The organism is Pseudomonas agarici, from assembly GCF_001543125.1.
GTDB lineage: Bacteria > Pseudomonadota > Gammaproteobacteria > Pseudomonadales > Pseudomonadaceae > Aquipseudomonas > Aquipseudomonas agarici.
Window position 1 is genome coordinate 1,406,803 of the sequence record NZ_CP014135.1, and the last position, 16,929, is coordinate 1,423,731.

General features: G+C 59.2%; 12 protein-coding genes. 6 read left to right on the forward strand and 6 right to left on the reverse strand.

Features of this window, described 5'->3' with window-relative positions:
* Positions 1–650 precede the first annotated feature (650 nt).
* A complete protein-coding gene (gltS, locus tag AWM79_RS06130; protein ID WP_017133860.1) occupies positions 651–1,862 on the forward strand; it encodes a sodium/glutamate symporter in 1,212 nt (403 codons plus the stop codon).
* Between the two features lie 64 nt (positions 1,863–1,926).
* Here the strand turns inward: gltS and AWM79_RS06135 are convergent, their stop codons facing one another.
* A complete protein-coding gene (locus tag AWM79_RS06135) occupies positions 1,927–2,550 on the reverse strand; it encodes an HAD family hydrolase (protein WP_060782414.1) in 624 nt (207 codons plus the stop codon).
* A gap of 32 nt (positions 2,551–2,582) precedes the next feature.
* Positions 2,583–3,497: a LysR family transcriptional regulator gene (locus AWM79_RS06140; RefSeq protein WP_017133858.1), complete on the reverse strand. Its 915-nt coding sequence runs from the start codon at positions 3,495–3,497 to the stop codon at positions 2,583–2,585.
* Positions 3,498–3,832: 335 nt separating this feature from the next.
* Here AWM79_RS06140 and AWM79_RS06145 point away from each other — a divergent pair, with 335 nt between their 5' ends.
* The 5 genes from AWM79_RS06145 (at position 3,833) to AWM79_RS06165 (ending at position 12,408) form a co-directional block, all read left to right on the forward strand.
* The gene (locus AWM79_RS06145) at positions 3,833–4,855 is read left to right on the forward strand and encodes a zinc-dependent alcohol dehydrogenase family protein (RefSeq protein ID WP_060782415.1); all 1,023 of its coding nucleotides are present in this window, start codon (positions 3,833–3,835) and stop codon (positions 4,853–4,855) included.
* A 599-nt stretch (positions 4,856–5,454) separates the two neighbouring features.
* On the forward strand, positions 5,455–6,945 hold the full coding sequence (locus AWM79_RS06150; RefSeq protein ID WP_060782416.1) for a hypothetical protein: 1,491 nt from the start codon (positions 5,455–5,457) through the stop codon (positions 6,943–6,945).
* Positions 6,946–6,956: 11 nt separating this feature from the next.
* The gene (locus tag AWM79_RS06155; protein WP_017133855.1) at positions 6,957–8,402 is read left to right on the forward strand and encodes an aminotransferase-like domain-containing protein; all 1,446 of its coding nucleotides are present in this window, start codon (positions 6,957–6,959) and stop codon (positions 8,400–8,402) included.
* Between the two features lie 107 nt (positions 8,403–8,509).
* Positions 8,510–10,162 (forward strand): VRR-NUC domain-containing protein, encoded by a 1,653-nt coding sequence (locus AWM79_RS06160; protein ID WP_060782417.1) that lies wholly within the window; start codon positions 8,510–8,512, stop codon positions 10,160–10,162.
* Complete coding sequence (locus AWM79_RS06165; RefSeq protein WP_060782418.1) at positions 10,159–12,408, forward strand: ATP-dependent DNA helicase; 2,250 nt, start codon at positions 10,159–10,161, stop codon at positions 12,406–12,408. The genes AWM79_RS06160 and AWM79_RS06165 overlap by 4 nt, the downstream gene beginning before the upstream one ends.
* On the opposite strand, the gene AWM79_RS06170 is transcribed toward AWM79_RS06165, so the two are convergent.
* The 4 genes from AWM79_RS06170 to AWM79_RS06185 all read right to left on the reverse strand — a co-directional run bounded on the left by AWM79_RS06170 (position 12,385) and on the right by AWM79_RS06185 (position 16,913).
* A complete protein-coding gene (locus tag AWM79_RS06170; protein WP_060782419.1) occupies positions 12,385–13,557 on the reverse strand; it encodes a 1-deoxy-D-xylulose-5-phosphate reductoisomerase in 1,173 nt (390 codons plus the stop codon). The genes AWM79_RS06165 and AWM79_RS06170 overlap by 24 nt on opposite strands.
* 15 nt (positions 13,558–13,572) lie before the next feature.
* Positions 13,573–14,877, reverse strand: coding sequence for a flavodoxin-dependent (E)-4-hydroxy-3-methylbut-2-enyl-diphosphate synthase (gene ispG, locus AWM79_RS06175; RefSeq protein WP_017133850.1), 1,305 nt, complete (start codon positions 14,875–14,877; stop codon positions 13,573–13,575).
* Positions 14,877–15,860, reverse strand: a complete 984-nt coding sequence (locus AWM79_RS06180; protein WP_060782420.1) for a terpene synthase family protein — start codon at positions 15,858–15,860, stop codon at positions 14,877–14,879. Before AWM79_RS06180 ends, ispG begins: the two co-directional genes overlap by 1 nt.
* 78 nt (positions 15,861–15,938) lie before the next feature.
* On the reverse strand, positions 15,939–16,913 hold the full coding sequence (locus AWM79_RS06185; protein ID WP_017133847.1) for a terpene synthase family protein: 975 nt from the start codon (positions 16,911–16,913) through the stop codon (positions 15,939–15,941).
* Positions 16,914–16,929 lie beyond the last annotated feature (16 nt).

The following is a 16,929-nucleotide window of genomic DNA, read 5'->3' on the forward strand; positions in this document are numbered from 1 at the left end:
AATCTATTGAGATGAGCGGATCATGCTGTGAGCGTTGATCACACACGAATCGAATGAAGCGAAGGTAACTATCATTCGGAATGATAGCAACGCAGACTTAGCTCTCTAGCATGCGCCTTCCGTTAGGTGTCTATCCATGGCTTAAATCGCAAATCACTGTTTCAGTAAATAAGAGAAAGGGCGGTGACACAGCCCCTACAGACCGATATAGGCTATTTTTTCGCGTCGCGCAGTCTGCCATGACGTTGGCCTGATGTAGGAAATGTGCCGCCCCTCCAGAAAAGGCCTGACGACAGTTGGTAATGGCATGCTTATCGGTCTGAATATTCGGAATTATCCGACATTGTGAAGGAATAAAGCCTACATCGCTGCCGATAGGCTTCAGTAAAATGGCGGGGCGGCAGACGGGCGAATACAGCAGCAGAGTATTACCCACAAGACCGGTAAAAACATCGTCAGCCCTTGCAGGTGTGCGATTTCAGACTACGACCACATTTCTGACATCCGCTCATTACGTCTCCTTTCGATTATTGATTACGTTGATTAAATACAGGAGCCCGCTGATTCACACCTCGACACTCGTATTGTCGGGGCGGCTCGACTTTGTCCAGAACATCGTCAGACAAAAATAATTACCGAGGATTATCCATATGGTTCAACTCGACTTCTACGGCACGCTGGTAGCCGCTTCCTTGGTGTTGCTGCTCGGCCGTGGACTGTGTTCCCGTGTCGGGTTCCTGCGCACCTACAATATTCCCGAGCCTGTCGCCGGCGGACTGGTGGTAGCGTTGATGCTGTTGCTATTGCGGGTCTTCGCCGACTTTGTGGTGAGCTTCGACACCTCCCTGCAAATGCCACTGATGTTGGCCTTCTTCGCCTCTATCGGCCTGGGCGCCGATTTCGCCAGCCTGAGGAAAGGCGGGCGGGTCCTGGGTATTTTCCTGCTGGTGGTCGTCGGGTTGCTGGTGGTGCAAAACGCCCTCGGCGTGTCATTGGCCGCCGCCTTGGGCTTGGATCCGCTGATGGGGTTGTTGGCAGGCTCAATCACCTTGTCGGGCGGCCACGGTACGGGTGCCGCATGGAGTTCGGTGTTTACCGAGCAGTATCGGGTGACGTCCGCCTCGGAGCTGGCCATGGCCTCGGCAACCTTTGGCCTGGTACTCGGCGGTCTGATCGGCGGGCCAGTAGCCAGATTGTTAATCAAGCGCGTAAAGGCCCAAAAGCTGATCGATGAAGTCCCGAGTGTGCCGAAGGGCTTCGAGCAGCCCGAGCGCGAGCGGATGATCACCCCAGGTTCCTTTATCGAGACACTGGCGTTGATTGCCATCAGTCTGTTGGCCGGTACCTTTCTGAGTGAATTAATCAAGGGTACGGCTCTTGAGCTACCGACCTTCGTCTGTGTGCTGTTTGTTGGCGTGGTGCTGCGCAATGGCCTATCGGCGCTGGGCTGGCATGAGGTGTTCGAGCGCGAGGTATCGGTACTGGGCAATGTCAGCTTGTCGCTGTTCCTGGCCATTGCGCTGATGTCACTGAAGCTTTGGGATCTGGCGGCGCTGGCCTTGCCGATCTTTATCCTGTTGACGGCTCAAGCCGTGCTGATGGCGCTATTCGCGATCTTCGTCACCTTCCGGGTGATGGGCCGCAACTACGATGCCGTAGCCCTGGCCGCCGGGCATTGCGGCTTTGGCTTGGGCGCGACGCCCACGGCGATTGCCAATATGCAGGCGGTGACCCAGCGTTACGGCCCGTCGCGGATCGCGTTCCTGGTGGTGCCTATGGTCGGGGCGTTTTTTATCGATATCGCCAATGCCATCGTGATCAAGCTATACCTGGCGTTGCCATTCATAGGCAACGTTAGCTGATGAGCGGGGCCGGGTGATGGGAGGTGTCGGCCCCGCTGGGGCCAACTGTCGGCATCGCGCGGTCCTAAAAACGCACACCTAGCTCATGCAGGCACGCTTGCGTCACTTCGGCGGACACGTGGTGAATACCCTGCCAACCGAGAGCAACGGCCGCGTCTATGTTGGTTGCGACGTCATCGATAAACACGACTTCATTGGGTTGGATATCCGGCAGGTGCGCCCGCACCTGATCCAGACTCATATGGTAGATCCCGGCATCGGGCTTGATTTGCTTCACCTCGCCCGACACCACGATGTCGCGAAAGCGCTGCAGGAAGGGGTAATGGGCACGGGCATAGGGAAAGGTTTCGGCCGACCAGTTGGTCAACCCGAATAACGGCATCTGGGCGCTATGCAACGCTTCCAGGATGGCTACGCCTCCTGGCAGTGGACCGCGTAACATTTCGTGCCAGCGGTCGTAATAGGCCTGGATCAGGGGCTCATGTCGCGGGTGTCGGGCAATCAAGCTGCGAGTGGCTTCGGCCAGCGAGCGACCGGCATCCTGCTCGGTGTTCCATTGCTGGGTGCAGATGTTGTCAAGAAACCACTGCCTTTCGTGCTCATCGGCGATCAATTGGCGGTACAGGTACTGCGGGCTCCAATCGAACAAGACGCCGCCGAAATCGAAAACCACCGCGCGAATCGTCATCGTATCCTCCTGTTGGGGCGAGTGCGGTATGGTCAGAGGCTATCCGGATCCCCGCAGAACATCTGGATCCGCGAGCGCAACCAGCGTTCGCCCGGATCGTTGTCCTGGGAGCCGCGCCAGGCCATGTGCAGTTCGAAGGTCTGCACCGGCAACGGCAGGTCCTCGGCCCGCACGCCACCCGCGGCGGTCAGGGCGTCGGCGGTGTAGTCGGGCACGGTGGCGACAATATCGGTACCGCTGATCAGCGTACTCAAGCCGTTGAACTGTGGAACCGCAAGCACGACATGCCGCTTGCGCCCGAGCTTTTCCAGCTCGGTATCGATAAAGCCACTCAGGTCGCCGGCAAACGACACCAGCGCTTGCGGACGCGCGCAGAAGTCGTCCAGCGACAGCGGGCCGGGCACGGTATCGGCGCGCAGCAGTTTTGAGGAGCTGCGACGCAAGACCTTGCGTTTGGCGTTGGCAGGCAGGTCGGTGGTATAGCAGACACCGATGGAAATCTCACCGGAACCCAGCTTGGCTGGAATCAGCAGGTAATTGACGCGGCGGACCACCAGGGCGATACCCGGAGCCTCCGCCCGTAACCGCTTGAGCAACTGCGGCAGTAGGGCGAACTCGACGTCGTCCGACAGGCCGATGCGAAACACCGAGGTACTGGTCGCCGGATCGAAATCGGAGGCGCGGCTCACCGCAGTGGAGATCGAGTCCAGCGCTGGCGAGAGTAGGGCGAAGATCTCCACGGCACGGGCCGAAGGTTCCATGCTTCGCCCGGTACGCACGAACAATGGGTCATCGAACAGGCCGCGCAGGCGCGACAGTGCCGCACTGATGGCCGGCTGACCGAGGAACAGCTTTTCCGCCGCTCGGGTCACGCTCCGTTCGTGCATCAGGGTTTCGAATACAATCAGTAGGTTCAGATCGACGCGGCGCAGGTCGTTACGGTTCATCGGGCTCGCTTCACTGGTCGGTCAATGACGGATAAGGTCAATAATACGGGCAAAGACACCTGATTCGCACTGGGAAAATAAACTTTCCTATTTATGTCAGGGTTTATGCCAGAGTGATGCGCGGGGTCACGTCGGCGCCTGAAACCCTGAGCCGAGGGGCTCATTGGCAGGAAAAAGCGACCTTGCTTGCGGTCCCCGGCCTAGATTGCCAACATTGTGTACAATGCTCGCCAATCAATGACAGGCATGTCGACTATTAATGGGCACAGATAGTCTTCAAGGGAAACCCCGGATAGAGTTCGTGTCATCAGAGGTTCATTTTGGCGAGGTTTGCGATGTCACGCACGATCCGTTTTCACAAATTTGGTTCAGCCGAGGTGCTCAAATGCGAAGAGCATGTGGCCCCTGTGCCTGCACCGGGTGAAGTGCAGGTACGTGTCGAAGCGATTGGCATCAGCTGGTATGATGTTCTCTGGCGGCAGAATCTGGCCTCCTCCCGTGCTCTGCTGCCGGCGGGTATCGGTCACGAGATGGCCGGTGTGGTCACTGCTATCGGTGATGGAGTGGACGATCTGTCGATCGGCGACAGAGTCGCCAGCTTCCCGGCCCAGAGCCCCAACGACTACCCCGTCTACGGTGAGGTAATTGTGCTGCCGCGTTCGGCCCTGGCCCATTACCCGGATGTGCTGACTCCGGTTGAGGCCAGCGTCCACTACACACCGTTGCTGATCGCCTATTTCGCCTATGTCAACCTGGCCCAGGTCAAGCCGGGGCAGTTTGCTCTGGTCACCGACGCCAGCCACTGTGCCGGCCCGGCGTTCGTGCAACTGGGCAAGGCCCTGGGTGTGAAAGTGATTGCTGCGACCAAGACCGCCGAGGAGCGTGATTTTCTGCTGGCCCTGGGTGCCGAGAAAGTTATCGTCACCGAAGAGCAGGATTTGTTGATGCAGATCACCAAGTACACCGATGGTCGTGGCGTCGACATGGTCTTCGACGGCCTTGGTGGCCCGCAAATGTCGATGCTTGGCGATGTCCTCGCACCGCGTGGCAGCTTGGTGCTTTATGGCCTGCAGGGCGGTAATCAGACGCCATTCCCGGCCTGTGCGGCTTTCCAGAAGAACATCCAGTTCTTCGTACACTGTATCGGCAACTTCACCGGCAAGCCAGAACTGGGCATTGCTCAGGATCAGCCGGCGGTACGCCAGGCACTGCGCGATATCAACCAACTGACAGCGGACCGTGTCCTGTCGCCACTGGAAATCCGTGCGTTCCCTTTCGATGAGTTTGTCGAGGCTCATCGGCTCATGGACGCTTGTCCATGCCGTGGGCGGGTGGCACTGCAGGTCGATCCCGTCTGAGGTCATGCAAGCAATTATCAAGCCCCGTATCAGTCAACTGATACGGGGCTTTTTGTTTTGTCCAACAAATGATTGATTTTTTTGTAAGAAAGTTGCCGAAAAAAGTGATTATTTGGGCAACTGAACCGGTTTTTTTCCAAATTCTGTATCTGTTAATCGCCTTGTAAACACTGATAATTAACCGGTAACTTTCAGCTCAAGGAACGAGTCATGATCGAGTTTCAGTTGTTGTACCGTTCGATGCAATTGCACAATTTTCAATCAGGGTGTTCACGGGGAACGGGTGGGAAGAGGATGAGTACGAATAGGGGCTCTCTTTATATTGAACTTATTCGTGTGATCAATAGTTGTAGGTAAGTGTAAGAATATTCCTAGGATGTTCTTATCGCCGCAAAGATTTCCCCATTATTGACCGGCAATCCGTGACTTAGGTCACACTCGCATACCCTTGCTGTGGATGTTACAGGTTTGGAGTCATACTCTTAATTGTAATTCGACTTGTCCAACTGTGGACGGTGAATACACTCCTGAACATAACATGCGTTGATAATTACGAGCGCCGGTTGCCCGACACTGAACCCAATCCAGGTGTAAAGGCTATGAGCTCTATTCACGAGCAGGCAATGAACTATGTCTATCAACAGGTTCTACAACGGTTGTTGAGTTACTTCTCACGTGCCGAACGTATCGCATTGCAGTTGTTGATCCAGCGTTTAATCGTGGCCGCAGGCGGCATTGAGCGCATCGGCGAGTTCAAGGTCATGGTGCCCCATGGCGGGGGCAAGGACAGCAGTTACACCTTGGCCTTCCTGCGGGCCGCTCAGTTGAGCATCGCCGGGCGCTCGCCAGCCACGTTCAAGCTGCGTATCGCCACCTTGCGGCATGCCGGCGTGACCGCTACGGTCATGGATAATATTCACCGCGGTTACTGCGCGCTGTTCGTCTACGACGACCCCCGCGTGGAGTTGTTGATGGTGGACAACCGACATGTCCGCCCGTTTCAGCACCGGACGCCGATGTCCGATCTCAATCGCGATTTCAATCGACGCAACTTGCTTATGAACGGCCATCTGACAGCGGGTGATGGCCGGGCAATGTTCTGCAACAGTTGCTACCTGTCGATGGCGGACTTTCACCAGCGCGCCAGTGCCTGGGACAAGGGTAGCAGTGCCCTGATCATCGGTGATTCCCCACGGGAACAGAAGGAGTACCTGACCTGGCTGCTGCGCTCGACCGCCGGCCCTGATCGGAACAAGCAAAGCAGGGGGCCGCTGGAGTTCGAAGAGGTTGTGCACAACTGCAATGAGCTGAGTCTTGAGTACTATCGAGAGCTTTATGGCGACACCCCGGCGCAACCCCAGGGTCCGGCCATCGGTCACGCCAATGCACCGATGCTAGTGAGTGTCTATGACCTGGTGGGCAGCAACATCGAGCAACGCTGGCCGTTGCTGACGGAGTTCCTCGGCTTCCGCTTTGAGGACCTGGCCTTCCACTTCAGCGAATCGGATTGCGCCAACCCCTTGCTGATGGCTCATATGCGTGGCTTGCAGGCGCAATATGTCCGGGAGCTGAGCTACCAGACGGGCATTACCGAATACCTGCAACTGGCCGCGGTGATGATGCGTAAGAAACGCATGTCGACACGTCTGATCGAGCAGGCCATGGTCGCCTACGATACGCCGGAAAAACTTCTCAACCGTCGCGCCCTGGCCGGGGCGTATGCCCAGGAGGCCTACGGCCTGCGAGAAGAGCAACTGATCTGCTTGCTGTTCGCGCCGTTCGTCAATCAGGGCCTTGGCCTGGAGCCTTTTCTGCGCCACTGCCATCCGGGCATGCTGGTGGCATTGCCGGACCTGCACAGAGCCCTGTCGGCCCAGCCGACTGGCGAGCAGGTGGAACAGTGGTTGACGAATGTCAGCGGCCTGACACTTAAGCTATTGCAGGAGTTGTATCGGAAAACCCAGGTCGATTTCAACAGCTCCGTCTCGCTGATTGCCCGGATCCGGGCCGGTGATCCAGATAAACATCGTATTGACATCATCAATCCCGATAACGGTGAAATCTGCAAAGAAGTCCTGTCGGGACGCTAAAAGGATTGGTATTGATAGCTTCAGAAACTCCCGAACCCGATGCGGTTCCACGAACGACCAGAGGGCGCAAGCATTCGGACTTCGCCTATCAGTCGGTCTACCGTTATCTGCTCAACCTGATCAATGAGGTGGAAACCGATGCGCGGGTCAAGCTGCCCTCGTTGCGGCATCTGGCCGAACGCCTGAACGTGTCGATCTCGACTATCCAGTACGCCTACTCCTTGCTGGAGAAGGAGGGTCGGGTCTACTCCCAGGCCAAATCGGGCTATTACGCATTGCCGGTCTCCGGCAATGCGTTCATCAGCAGCGGTGCCGACCTGTTGGAGCGGATGTACGTGCATTCGCGCCGCCCCGGCACTCTGGTGCTAAGCAGCGATGAGCCTGCGTTGCTGTTGTCGCTGGACAATCCACTGCTGCTGCTTGAGCGGGAGTTGGTGCGTCAGTATCCTAGACAGCAGCAACCGCAGTTCCAACCATTTGGCGAACTGGAGCTGCGCACCGCCCTGGCGGTACGTTACACCACCTCGGCGCAGCGCTATTGGCATGCCGACGATGTCTATATCGGTGCCGACCTGCGCAGTGTCCTGGAAACGCTGATGGCCGCGCTGTCCCTGAAACAGGCAACGGTATTGGTCGAGTCGCCTGGCGATTGGGTGATTCTGCGGTTGTTGCAGGCCGGCGGGGTGAATGTGGTCGAACTACCGCTGGACAGCCACGGTGCCTTTGATCTGGAGGGACTTGAACATCTGTTGCAGACCCAATCGGTCAAACTGTTGCTGATGTCTTCCAGAATCAATATGCCCCACGGTAGCCTGATGCCACTGGAGCAGCGCCAGCAGATCGCCCGATTGCTGGAGCACTTCGGGGTCTGGCTGCTGGAGAACGACAGTCATGGCGAACTCGCCTTTCAAACCGGAGGGGTGTGCATGCGCGATCTGGTCGATCCGGATCGCCTGCTGGTATTCGCCAGTTTCGAGCGTTTCATGGGCTGCGAGGCACCGTTCGGCTATCTGTTGTCACGGCATCTGGGGATGGAGTTGCAGCGGCATTTCCTGCTGCGCTCGTTTCGCATGTCGCCGACGCGACAGAAGGCGATTGCCCGCCTGTACAACAGCGGACGCATCGATCAGCACCTGAGCACGCTACGGCGGCTGCTCAACGAACGGATGTTGCAGGTCAGCCAGTTGTTGCGCGCACGCCTGGCCGACAGCCTGGACTTCGTCACACCTCAGGGCGGCGCAACCGTCTGGGCACGAGCTTCGCGTCCGACGGACATGCGTAAGGTATTCGAACGCCTGCTGGAGCAGAAGATCGTCATGGCCCCCGGTGAATTGTTCAGCCTGCATGGCTTACACCGCGATTGCCTACGCCTGAGCACCACCTCCAACGGCCATCGCCATCTGGAGCAAGCCCTGGGGGCGTTGGCCGACGCCTTGCGCCTGGAATCGATTCCCTGAAAGCGGGCGCCTGGAAATCCTTTGGTCCGATTGTATTTGCCAGGCGTGGGGGAGGGCTGTTATCTGTATGTATAACCAGCATTTGATAACCGTGGTCCTACCCGCCTGTGACGATCCAGCCCTTTGCCGATCCGTTTTACTACCTGAATAACTTCCAGCACGTACTCGACTGGCTGGCGCAGCGTTATGCCGATCTATTGAACGAGCAGGAATGGGCGTTCATCGAAGATTTTTCAGCCTTGCCCAAAGTTTCGCGGGCTCTGCTGGTGCGCCTGGTGATGCGCAAGGGCGAGCACTTTCGCGCCAGCAAGCTGAACTATGGCGAAATCGGCGACAGCGAAGTGGCGGTGGTGCCCTTGCTGGCCCTGGGCTGGGTCCGGGACGACACTTCGCTGGAGTTGGAGGCTTTGTTCGCGGTACTGCAAAAAGCCGAGATCGTGCAAGCGTTCCAGGCCTTTATCGGGCAACCCAAGGCCAGAAAAAGCGAATTGCTGGCCGTCCTTGGCGCACACTTCAAGGACGAGACACGTTCGTTCGCCCAGTGGTGTCCGCAACTGACTGATCGACTCTACAGCCTGCAAGTCATGACATTGTGCGAGCGCCTGCGACTGATGTTCTTCGGCAATCTCTATCAGGACTGGTCCGAGTTCGTGCTGGCTGACCTGGGCATCTTCAGTTATGAAAAGGTCGAGTTCAGCGTCGAGTCGCGCAGCTTGCGCAGCCGCGCCGACGTGGACGGCTACCTGCACCTGCATAGCGCCCGTGAGGCCCTGGAAGCTGGGGTGGAGACCGTTCAGGTGCTGGAGCATATCCAGCGATTGCAGACCGACAACCCCTGGTTGGAGCGGCGACGGCATAAGCTGCTGTTTCAACTGGGACAATACAGCGAGCGGCTGCAGGACCTGCCTGGTGCCTTGGCGATCTATGGCGGATGCCGCTATCCCGGTGCCCGCCTGCGCAGCATCCGGGTATTAGAACGCCTGGGCGAGCCCACGCGGGCCATGGCACTCGCCAGCGAAGCCGAAGCGAGGCCAGAGAGTGCCGAGGAGCAACAGCATCTGCTGCGAATCTTGCCACGGCTGCGACGTCGGCTTGGGCTGGCGGTGCAGGAGCGCAAAGCCCCGACGCCGGTGACGCGGCTGGACTTGAGTCTGAGCCACGAGCCGAATGAATCGGTCGAACAACGGGTCGCCCGGCACCTGCATGAGGATCATGCGCCGGTACACGTGGTTGAAAATACCCTGATCAACTCACTGTTCGGCCTGCTGTGCTGGCCGGCGATCTTCGCGCCGTTGCCGGGAGCGTTCTTCCATCCCTTCCAAAGCGGGCCGGCCGATCTGCACAGCGAGGATTTTTATCCGCGCCGGGCCGAGCTGTTCGCCCAGTGCCTGGAGCAATTGGCGGACCTGCGCTACAAGCAGACCATGCGTCACACCTTTGTCAGCAAATGGGGGCTGCAATCACCCTTTGTCTTCTGGAACGTGCTGACCCAAGAGCTGCTGGAACAGGCCCTGGAGTGCCTGCCGGCGGTCCACCTGAAACACTGGTTCGAACGCCTGCTGCTGGATATCAAGGCCAACCGATCCGGCATGCCCGACCTGATCCAATTCTGGCCAGCACGCAAGACCTATCGGATGATTGAGGTGAAGGGACCGGGTGATCGCTTGCAGGATAACCAATTGCGCTGGTTGGAGTTCTGTCACCAGCACCAGATGCCGGTTGCCGTGTGCCATGTTCAATGGGCGGAGCTGCTCACTTGAACTACAGCGTGGCTGTACGCGCTTTGTGCGAATTCACCGCCAAGACCGGCGACCTGGACCTACGCTTCACTCCGTCACCGAGCGCCTTGGAGGGTATTGTCGGGCATCGCACCGTGACGGCGCGGCGTAACGAGGGGTATCGGGCCGAACTGGCGCTGGAAGGGCATTACCAGGGCCTGTCGGTCAGGGGGCGAGCGGACGGCTATGATCCGATGCAAAACCAGTTGGAGGAAATCAAGGCCCATCGCGGCGATCTCGCCACTCAGCCGGCCAACCATCGCCAGTTGCACTGGGCCCAGGCGCGGATCTATGGCTGGCTGGCCTGCGAGCACTTGCGGTTGACGGAAATCCACCTGGCACTGGTGTACTTCGACATTCTCAGCGAAAAGGAAACCCTGCTGCGCGAAACCTGGAAGGCCGCCGATCTCAAGGCTTTCTTTGAGCGGCAGTGCTCGCTGTTCCTGCACTGGGCCGATCAGGAAGCAGGTCATCGCACTGCTCGTAACTTGGCGGCGCAGGCGTTGGCGTTCCCCCATGGTGACTTTCGCCCCGGCCAGCGCACCTTGGCGGAAACGGTGTACAAGGCGGTGAGTACCGGGCGCTGCCTGCTGGCTCAGGCGCCGACCGGTATCGGCAAGACCCTCGGCACCCTGTTTCCGCTGCTCAAGGCCCTGGCGCCACAGCAATTGGACAAGGTGTTTTTCCTGACGGCCAAGACCCCAGGGCGCCAGCTCGCCCTCGATGCGGCACAGGTCCTGTACGACAGCAGCCCCGGCCTGCCTTTGCGGGTGCTGGAATTGGTGGCCCGCGATAAGGCCTGCGAACATCCGGACAAGGCCTGCCATGGCGATGCCTGCCCGCTGGCGCGGGGTTTCTACGATCGTTTGCCGGCTGCGCGCCAGGCGGCTAGCGGTGTCGCCCTGCTCGATCGCCGGGCGCTGCGGGAAATCGCCCTGACCCACGCCATCTGTCCGTACTACCTGAGCCAGGAAATGGCGCGCTGGGCGGATTGGGTGATCGCCGACTACAACTATTACTTCGACTCCAGCGCGCTGCTGTTCGGCCTGGCCCAGGCCAACCGGTGGCGAGTGGCAACGCTGGTGGACGAGGCCCACAACCTGGTGGAGCGCGGTCGGCAGATGTACAGCGCCAGCCTGGACCAGCAGAACCTCAATCGCTTGCGCCAGAACGCGCCAGAGCCCCTGAAAAAATCGCTGCAACGGCTGAACCGCGAGTGGAATGCCTTGCACAAGGAGTCGGTCGTGGCCTATCAGGCCTATGCCCAAGCGCCGACCCGGCTGCTTCAGGCCATGTCGCGCAGCATCTCGACCCTCGGCGATTACCTCAACGAGCATCCGCAAGGACTGGGAGCCGAACTCCAAACGTTCTACTTCGACCTCCTGCAATTCGCTCGGGTCGGGGAGCTGTTCGACGAACACTTTCTCTTTGATATCAGCCTGCGCGAGCATGGCCGGCGACGTCTGTCACAGTTGTGCCTGCGCAATGTGGTACCCGCAGCCTTTATCCGCCCACGGCTGGCAGCCGCTCGCAGCAGCGTACTGTTCTCCGCAACCCTGAGCCCCAGGCATTACTACGCCGACTTGCTGGGACTGCCGGCCGATACCGCCTGGATCGATGTCGAGTCGCCGTTCCGACGCGAGCAGCTTGAACTGCGGGTGGTCAGCGAGATTTCCACCCGTTTCGTCCATCGTCAGGCGTCGTTGCTCCCCATTGTCGAGTTGCTGGCGGAGCAGTTCGCGCAGCGCCCCGGTAACTACCTGGCGTTCTTCAGCAGCTTTGATTACTTGCAGCAGGTGGCGCGGTTGTTGGCTGAACGGCATCCACGGATTCCACTCTGGGAGCAATCGCGACACATGGATGAAAGCCAACGCCAAGCTTTTCTCGAACAGTTCACCGAGCACAGCCAAGGCATCGGCTTCGCAGTGTTGGGTGGGGCATTTGGCGAGGGCATCGATTTGCCCGGCCAGCGCCTGATCGGCGCGTTTATCGCGACCTTGGGATTGGCCCAACTGAACCCGGTCAATGAACAGATCAAACAACGCATGGCAGCGCTGTTCGGTGCCGGGTATGACTACACCTACCTGTACCCAGGGTTGCAGAAAGTCGTGCAGGCCGCAGGTCGGGTGATTCGCAGCCAGCAGGATCGTGGCGTGGTGATGCTGATCGACGATCGTTTTGCCGAGGCCAGGGTCCGGCAACTGTTACCGCGCTGGTGGCAAGTCTGACAATTGCAGCGCCCTGGCGCGTGCACGGCGGTCGGTCTCCTCGATTGCCTCAAGACTGTCTATGGCCACCGAGGCTGTCTGTTCCAGGGTTTGCGAGACGACTCGGGTGATATCGCTGAAGGCCAGCGCGCCGGCCAGAAAAGCCGCTACCGCCACTTCATTGGCCGCATTGAGCACCACACTCAGTTCACAACCGCCGCGCGCTACTTCAAGGGCCAAATGCAGGCAGGGGAAGCGCAACAGGTCCGGCTTGCTGAAGGCAAGCGGCTCGCAGCGTGTCAGGTCCAGCGGCTCGACACCGGAGTCGATACGCCGTGGGTGGGCGAGGGCCTGGGCGATGGGGGTACGCATATCGGGATTACCCAATTGCGCCAGTACCGATTGGTCGGCGTACACCACCATCGAGTGCACGATACTTTGCGGGTGAATCAGCACCTCGATTCGTTCAGCGGGCATATCGAACAGCCAGTGGGCCTCGATCACCTCCAGGCCCTTGTTCATCATGGTCGCACAGTCGACCGAGATCTTGCGGCCCATGCGCCACTTCGGATGGGCACAGGCCTGGTCGGGGGTGACGCTGCCGAGGGTGTCCAACGGACGGGTCAGGAACGGCCCGCCGGAAGCCGTCAGGATCAGGCGTTCGGGGCACACGCCTGGGTGAGTCGACAGGCACTGGAAGATCGCGTTGTGTTCGCTGTCCACCGGCAGCAACCGCGCCGACGTCGCAGCGACACGCCCCATCAACAGGGCGCCGGACATTACCAGCGCTTCCTTGTTGGCCAGCAGGATGCGTTTACCGGCGTTGGCGGCGGCTAGTGTCGAAGCCAGCCCGGCAGCCCCGACAATGGCCGCGACCACGGTGTCGCATTCGTTGGCCACAGCCACCGCCATCAACGCCTGCGGACCGTGGAGTACCTCGGTGTTGTAGCCCGACGCTTTCAGTCGGGTCGATAACTGCAGGGCGCCCTCGGCACCGGCTACCACCGCCACGGCGGGCTTGAAGCTCAGGCACTGGCGGTAAAGCTTGTCGATATTGCGGTGCGCGGTCAGCGCGAACACGGAAAAGTGCTCGGGATGCCGCGCTACCAGGTCAAGGGTGCTGTCGCCGATGGAGCCGGTGGCCCCGAGCAGGGTCAGGCGCTGGTGCATATGCTAACTCCGTGGTTACTGATCGCCACGGGCGATCAGCTCATGGGAATGGGCCGTGTATTGGCTGACCATCTGCGCCAGCCGTTCGCGTGCAGCGGCTTGCCCGCCGTAACGGGCCGCGACATAGGCCTGGAGCAAGCAGGTGAAATCATCGCCGATGGTGCTGCCCTTGAGGGTCAGCACCCGCTCGCCATCCATGTACACCGGCGCCGACGGATGTTCCCCGGCCCCTGGCAGGGAAATGCCGATATCGGCCAGGCGACTTTCCCCCGGCCCGTTGACCACGCACCCCATGACCGCCACCTGGAGTTGTTCGACCCCGGTGAAAAGACCTTTCCAGATCGGCATCTGCTCGCGAAGGTAATCCTCGATCTGCCGGGCCAATTCCTGGAAAAAGCTGCTGCTGGTACGTCCACAGCCGGGGCAAGCCACCACCGCAGGGGTGAACGCCCGCAGGCCCATGGACTGTAGGATCTGCTGGGCAACCTGCACCTCGCGAGTGCGATCACCGCCGGGTTCCGGGGTGAGTGAGATGCGCAGCGTGTCACCGATGCCTTCTTGCAGCAGAACCGCCAAGGCGGCGGTGGACGCGACAATCCCCCTGGAACCCATGCCCGCTTCGGTCAAGCCCAGGTGCAGCGGGAAATCGCAACGCGCGGCGAGGTTGCGGTACACGGCAATCAGGTCCTGAACGTGGCTAACCTTGGCCGACAGCACGATCCGTTGTGCCGGCAGACCGACCTCAATGGCCCGTTGCGCATTCTCCAGCGCCGAGACCACCAAGGTCTCGCGCATCACCGCGTCAGCGGCCTGCGGCTCGGCCAACATTGCATTGGTGTCCATCATACGTGCCAACAGGTCTGGGTCGAGGCTGCCCCAGTTAACGCCAATGCGCACCGGTTTCTGGTAGCGACAGGCAATTTCGATCATCTCGCAGAACTGCGAGTCGCGCCTGGCGCCCTTGCCGACATTGCCGGGGTTGATCCGATACTTGTCCAGCGCCTGGGCACAATCGGGGTAGGCTGCCAGCAAGCGATGGCCATTGAAGTGGAAATCGCCGATCAGGGGCACGTTGATCTGCCGTGCGTCGAGCAACTCGCGGATCTTCGCCACCTGGGATGCCGCCTCATGCCCATTAACCGTGATCCGTACCAGTTCGGCGCCAGCAAGGGCCAATTGCTCGACCTGGGCGGCAGTCGCTCGGGCGTCGGCGGTATCGGTATTGGTCATGGCCTGGACCACGATCGGACTGTCGCCGCCCATCGTGACGGGACCGATAACCACCTCGCGGGTTTTGCGCCGTGGAAGAGTGATATTCATCAGTTCACCCCTTGTCGGACACGCACATCATTGTAACGGGGCACTTGCGATGACCATACAAGATTGCCGCTCATCCAGTTTTTCAGCGTGTCGACGTAGCGTTCAATCGCCACTCTTTGCGCGTGTGGATACCGCTGGCGCTCAATGAATAGCGGCAGCCTCGCTCGCGCCTGCTGGAAGGCCCGGACACGGTCATTCAGCAAGTCGTTGACGAACGTCATGGCTTCCTGCAGCGATAGACCCAGATGGTGTTGGCAGACCATCATGTAGTTGTTGATTTCGTCGTAATGGCTTTCTTTGCCATAGGAAAAAATATCATTGACCAACACCACCACATCACTGGCAGTGTCCTGCAGGACCTGGAAAGGCCAACTACGGCAGAAGGCGTCAGGCAGTTCGGTATGCCGGGCGGCTTCACCGGCGCAGAACATCAGGTGAGTGGCGCCGGTATAGCGACGGACCTCGGCGAAGGCCAGGAGATCGAGGGGTTCGCCGCTGACCCTGGCCTCAATCTCTTTCAATACGGCGTCGAAGTAGGCGCGGATATCGGCGAGTAACCGCTGTTGGCCGTGGGGGCTCAACGCACTGCCGATCGACCCCATCAAGGCCACTCCTGCCTGCTCCAGCCCTGACGTGGCGGGGGCCACGTCCTGATCGGCGGATAATAGCGAGAACAGGCGCGCCAACAATGCCTCCGCCTCACCGACACGGTTTCTCAAGGCACCTTGGTCGAGCGCGTCGTCCAATAGGAAAATCCAGCTGATCAGACTGATCATCCACTCAAGCTCCCGCACTTGCACCTCAGGATAAGATCTGGAAGCCAGCTCGAAGAATCGGCCTGCTTCAAGCGAGCGGTGCGCTTGGGGGTTGAGCAACCCCATCGACTCCAGCCAGTCACTGGAGGCGCGGGCCGCCTCGTCCTGATGTGGGTTGATGCGTGAGACAAAGGGAATGTGGATCGATGGAAGATCGACGTAAGACATAATCTCGGACCTCATAATTGGGGGTTCGACCGAGTGCAATGAGTGCACTAGAAATGTGAGTGTTCATTGACTCAATTTCTATCGTTGATGAAAGTCGTTGTAGCGGGGCACCTGTAGCGACCAGTCCAGATTGGCGCGCATCCAGTGCTCCAGCATGTCCGCGAAGAGACGGATCGCGCGTTGCTCGATGGCTGAGAAGGCCAGAGTTTCGATCAATGCCTTCAATCGCTTTCGGGCCTTCTGAAAGCAGTTAACACGTGAAGCCAGCAATCGGTGGAGAAACGCCACCGATTCATCAATGGGCGCCTCCAGCAGGTGCCGACAGACTGGTACATAGTTGTTGCTCTCGGCGTGCAGCATCTCTTTGTCATAGGAAAATAGGTCGTTGACCATGGCGATCACATCGGTGGCGCAGTTCTGTAGCGTTTCAAACAGCCGACTTTGGTGAAAGGCGTCCGGTAGTTCCGCGTGGTTGGCATATTCACCGGCCCTGAAGATGACCATGGCGGCGCAAGTGGATCTGCGCTGCCGCACAAAACTCAATAGATCCGGCACGCCCGAGCTGGCGCGGGCCTCCACTTCATGAGATACCCAACTGAACAGACCGGCTATCTCATCGAGAAAGCGTGTTCGGCCTCGCGGGGTCATTTCATCGAGCATCGATGTCATCAATGACACACCTGAACGTTCAAGGGCGGTGTCTGGAGATATTGCGTCGGCAGGTCCCCTAAGCAGGGAAAGCATCCGTTCGAGGCGTTGTCTGGCAGCGGCGGGCGGCAAACTTTTAGCACCTTGATCCAGGCCGTCATCCAGCAGAAAGAACCAAAAGGTCAGATTCGTCACGCGTTCCAACTCAACCGGCCCGATATCAGGAAACCCTCTGGCTACCAACTCGCAGGGGCGATTGTTTTCATACTCCTGCATGACGTACTCGTGGTTCTCGAATTCCATCGACCGGAACCAGGATCTAGAAGCCTCGGTGACGGCCTCGTGGTGAGGATTGATGCGTGATTCAAAGGGGATGGAAAACAGGGAAAGATCGAATGTAGGCATAACGTTAGTTCCTGTG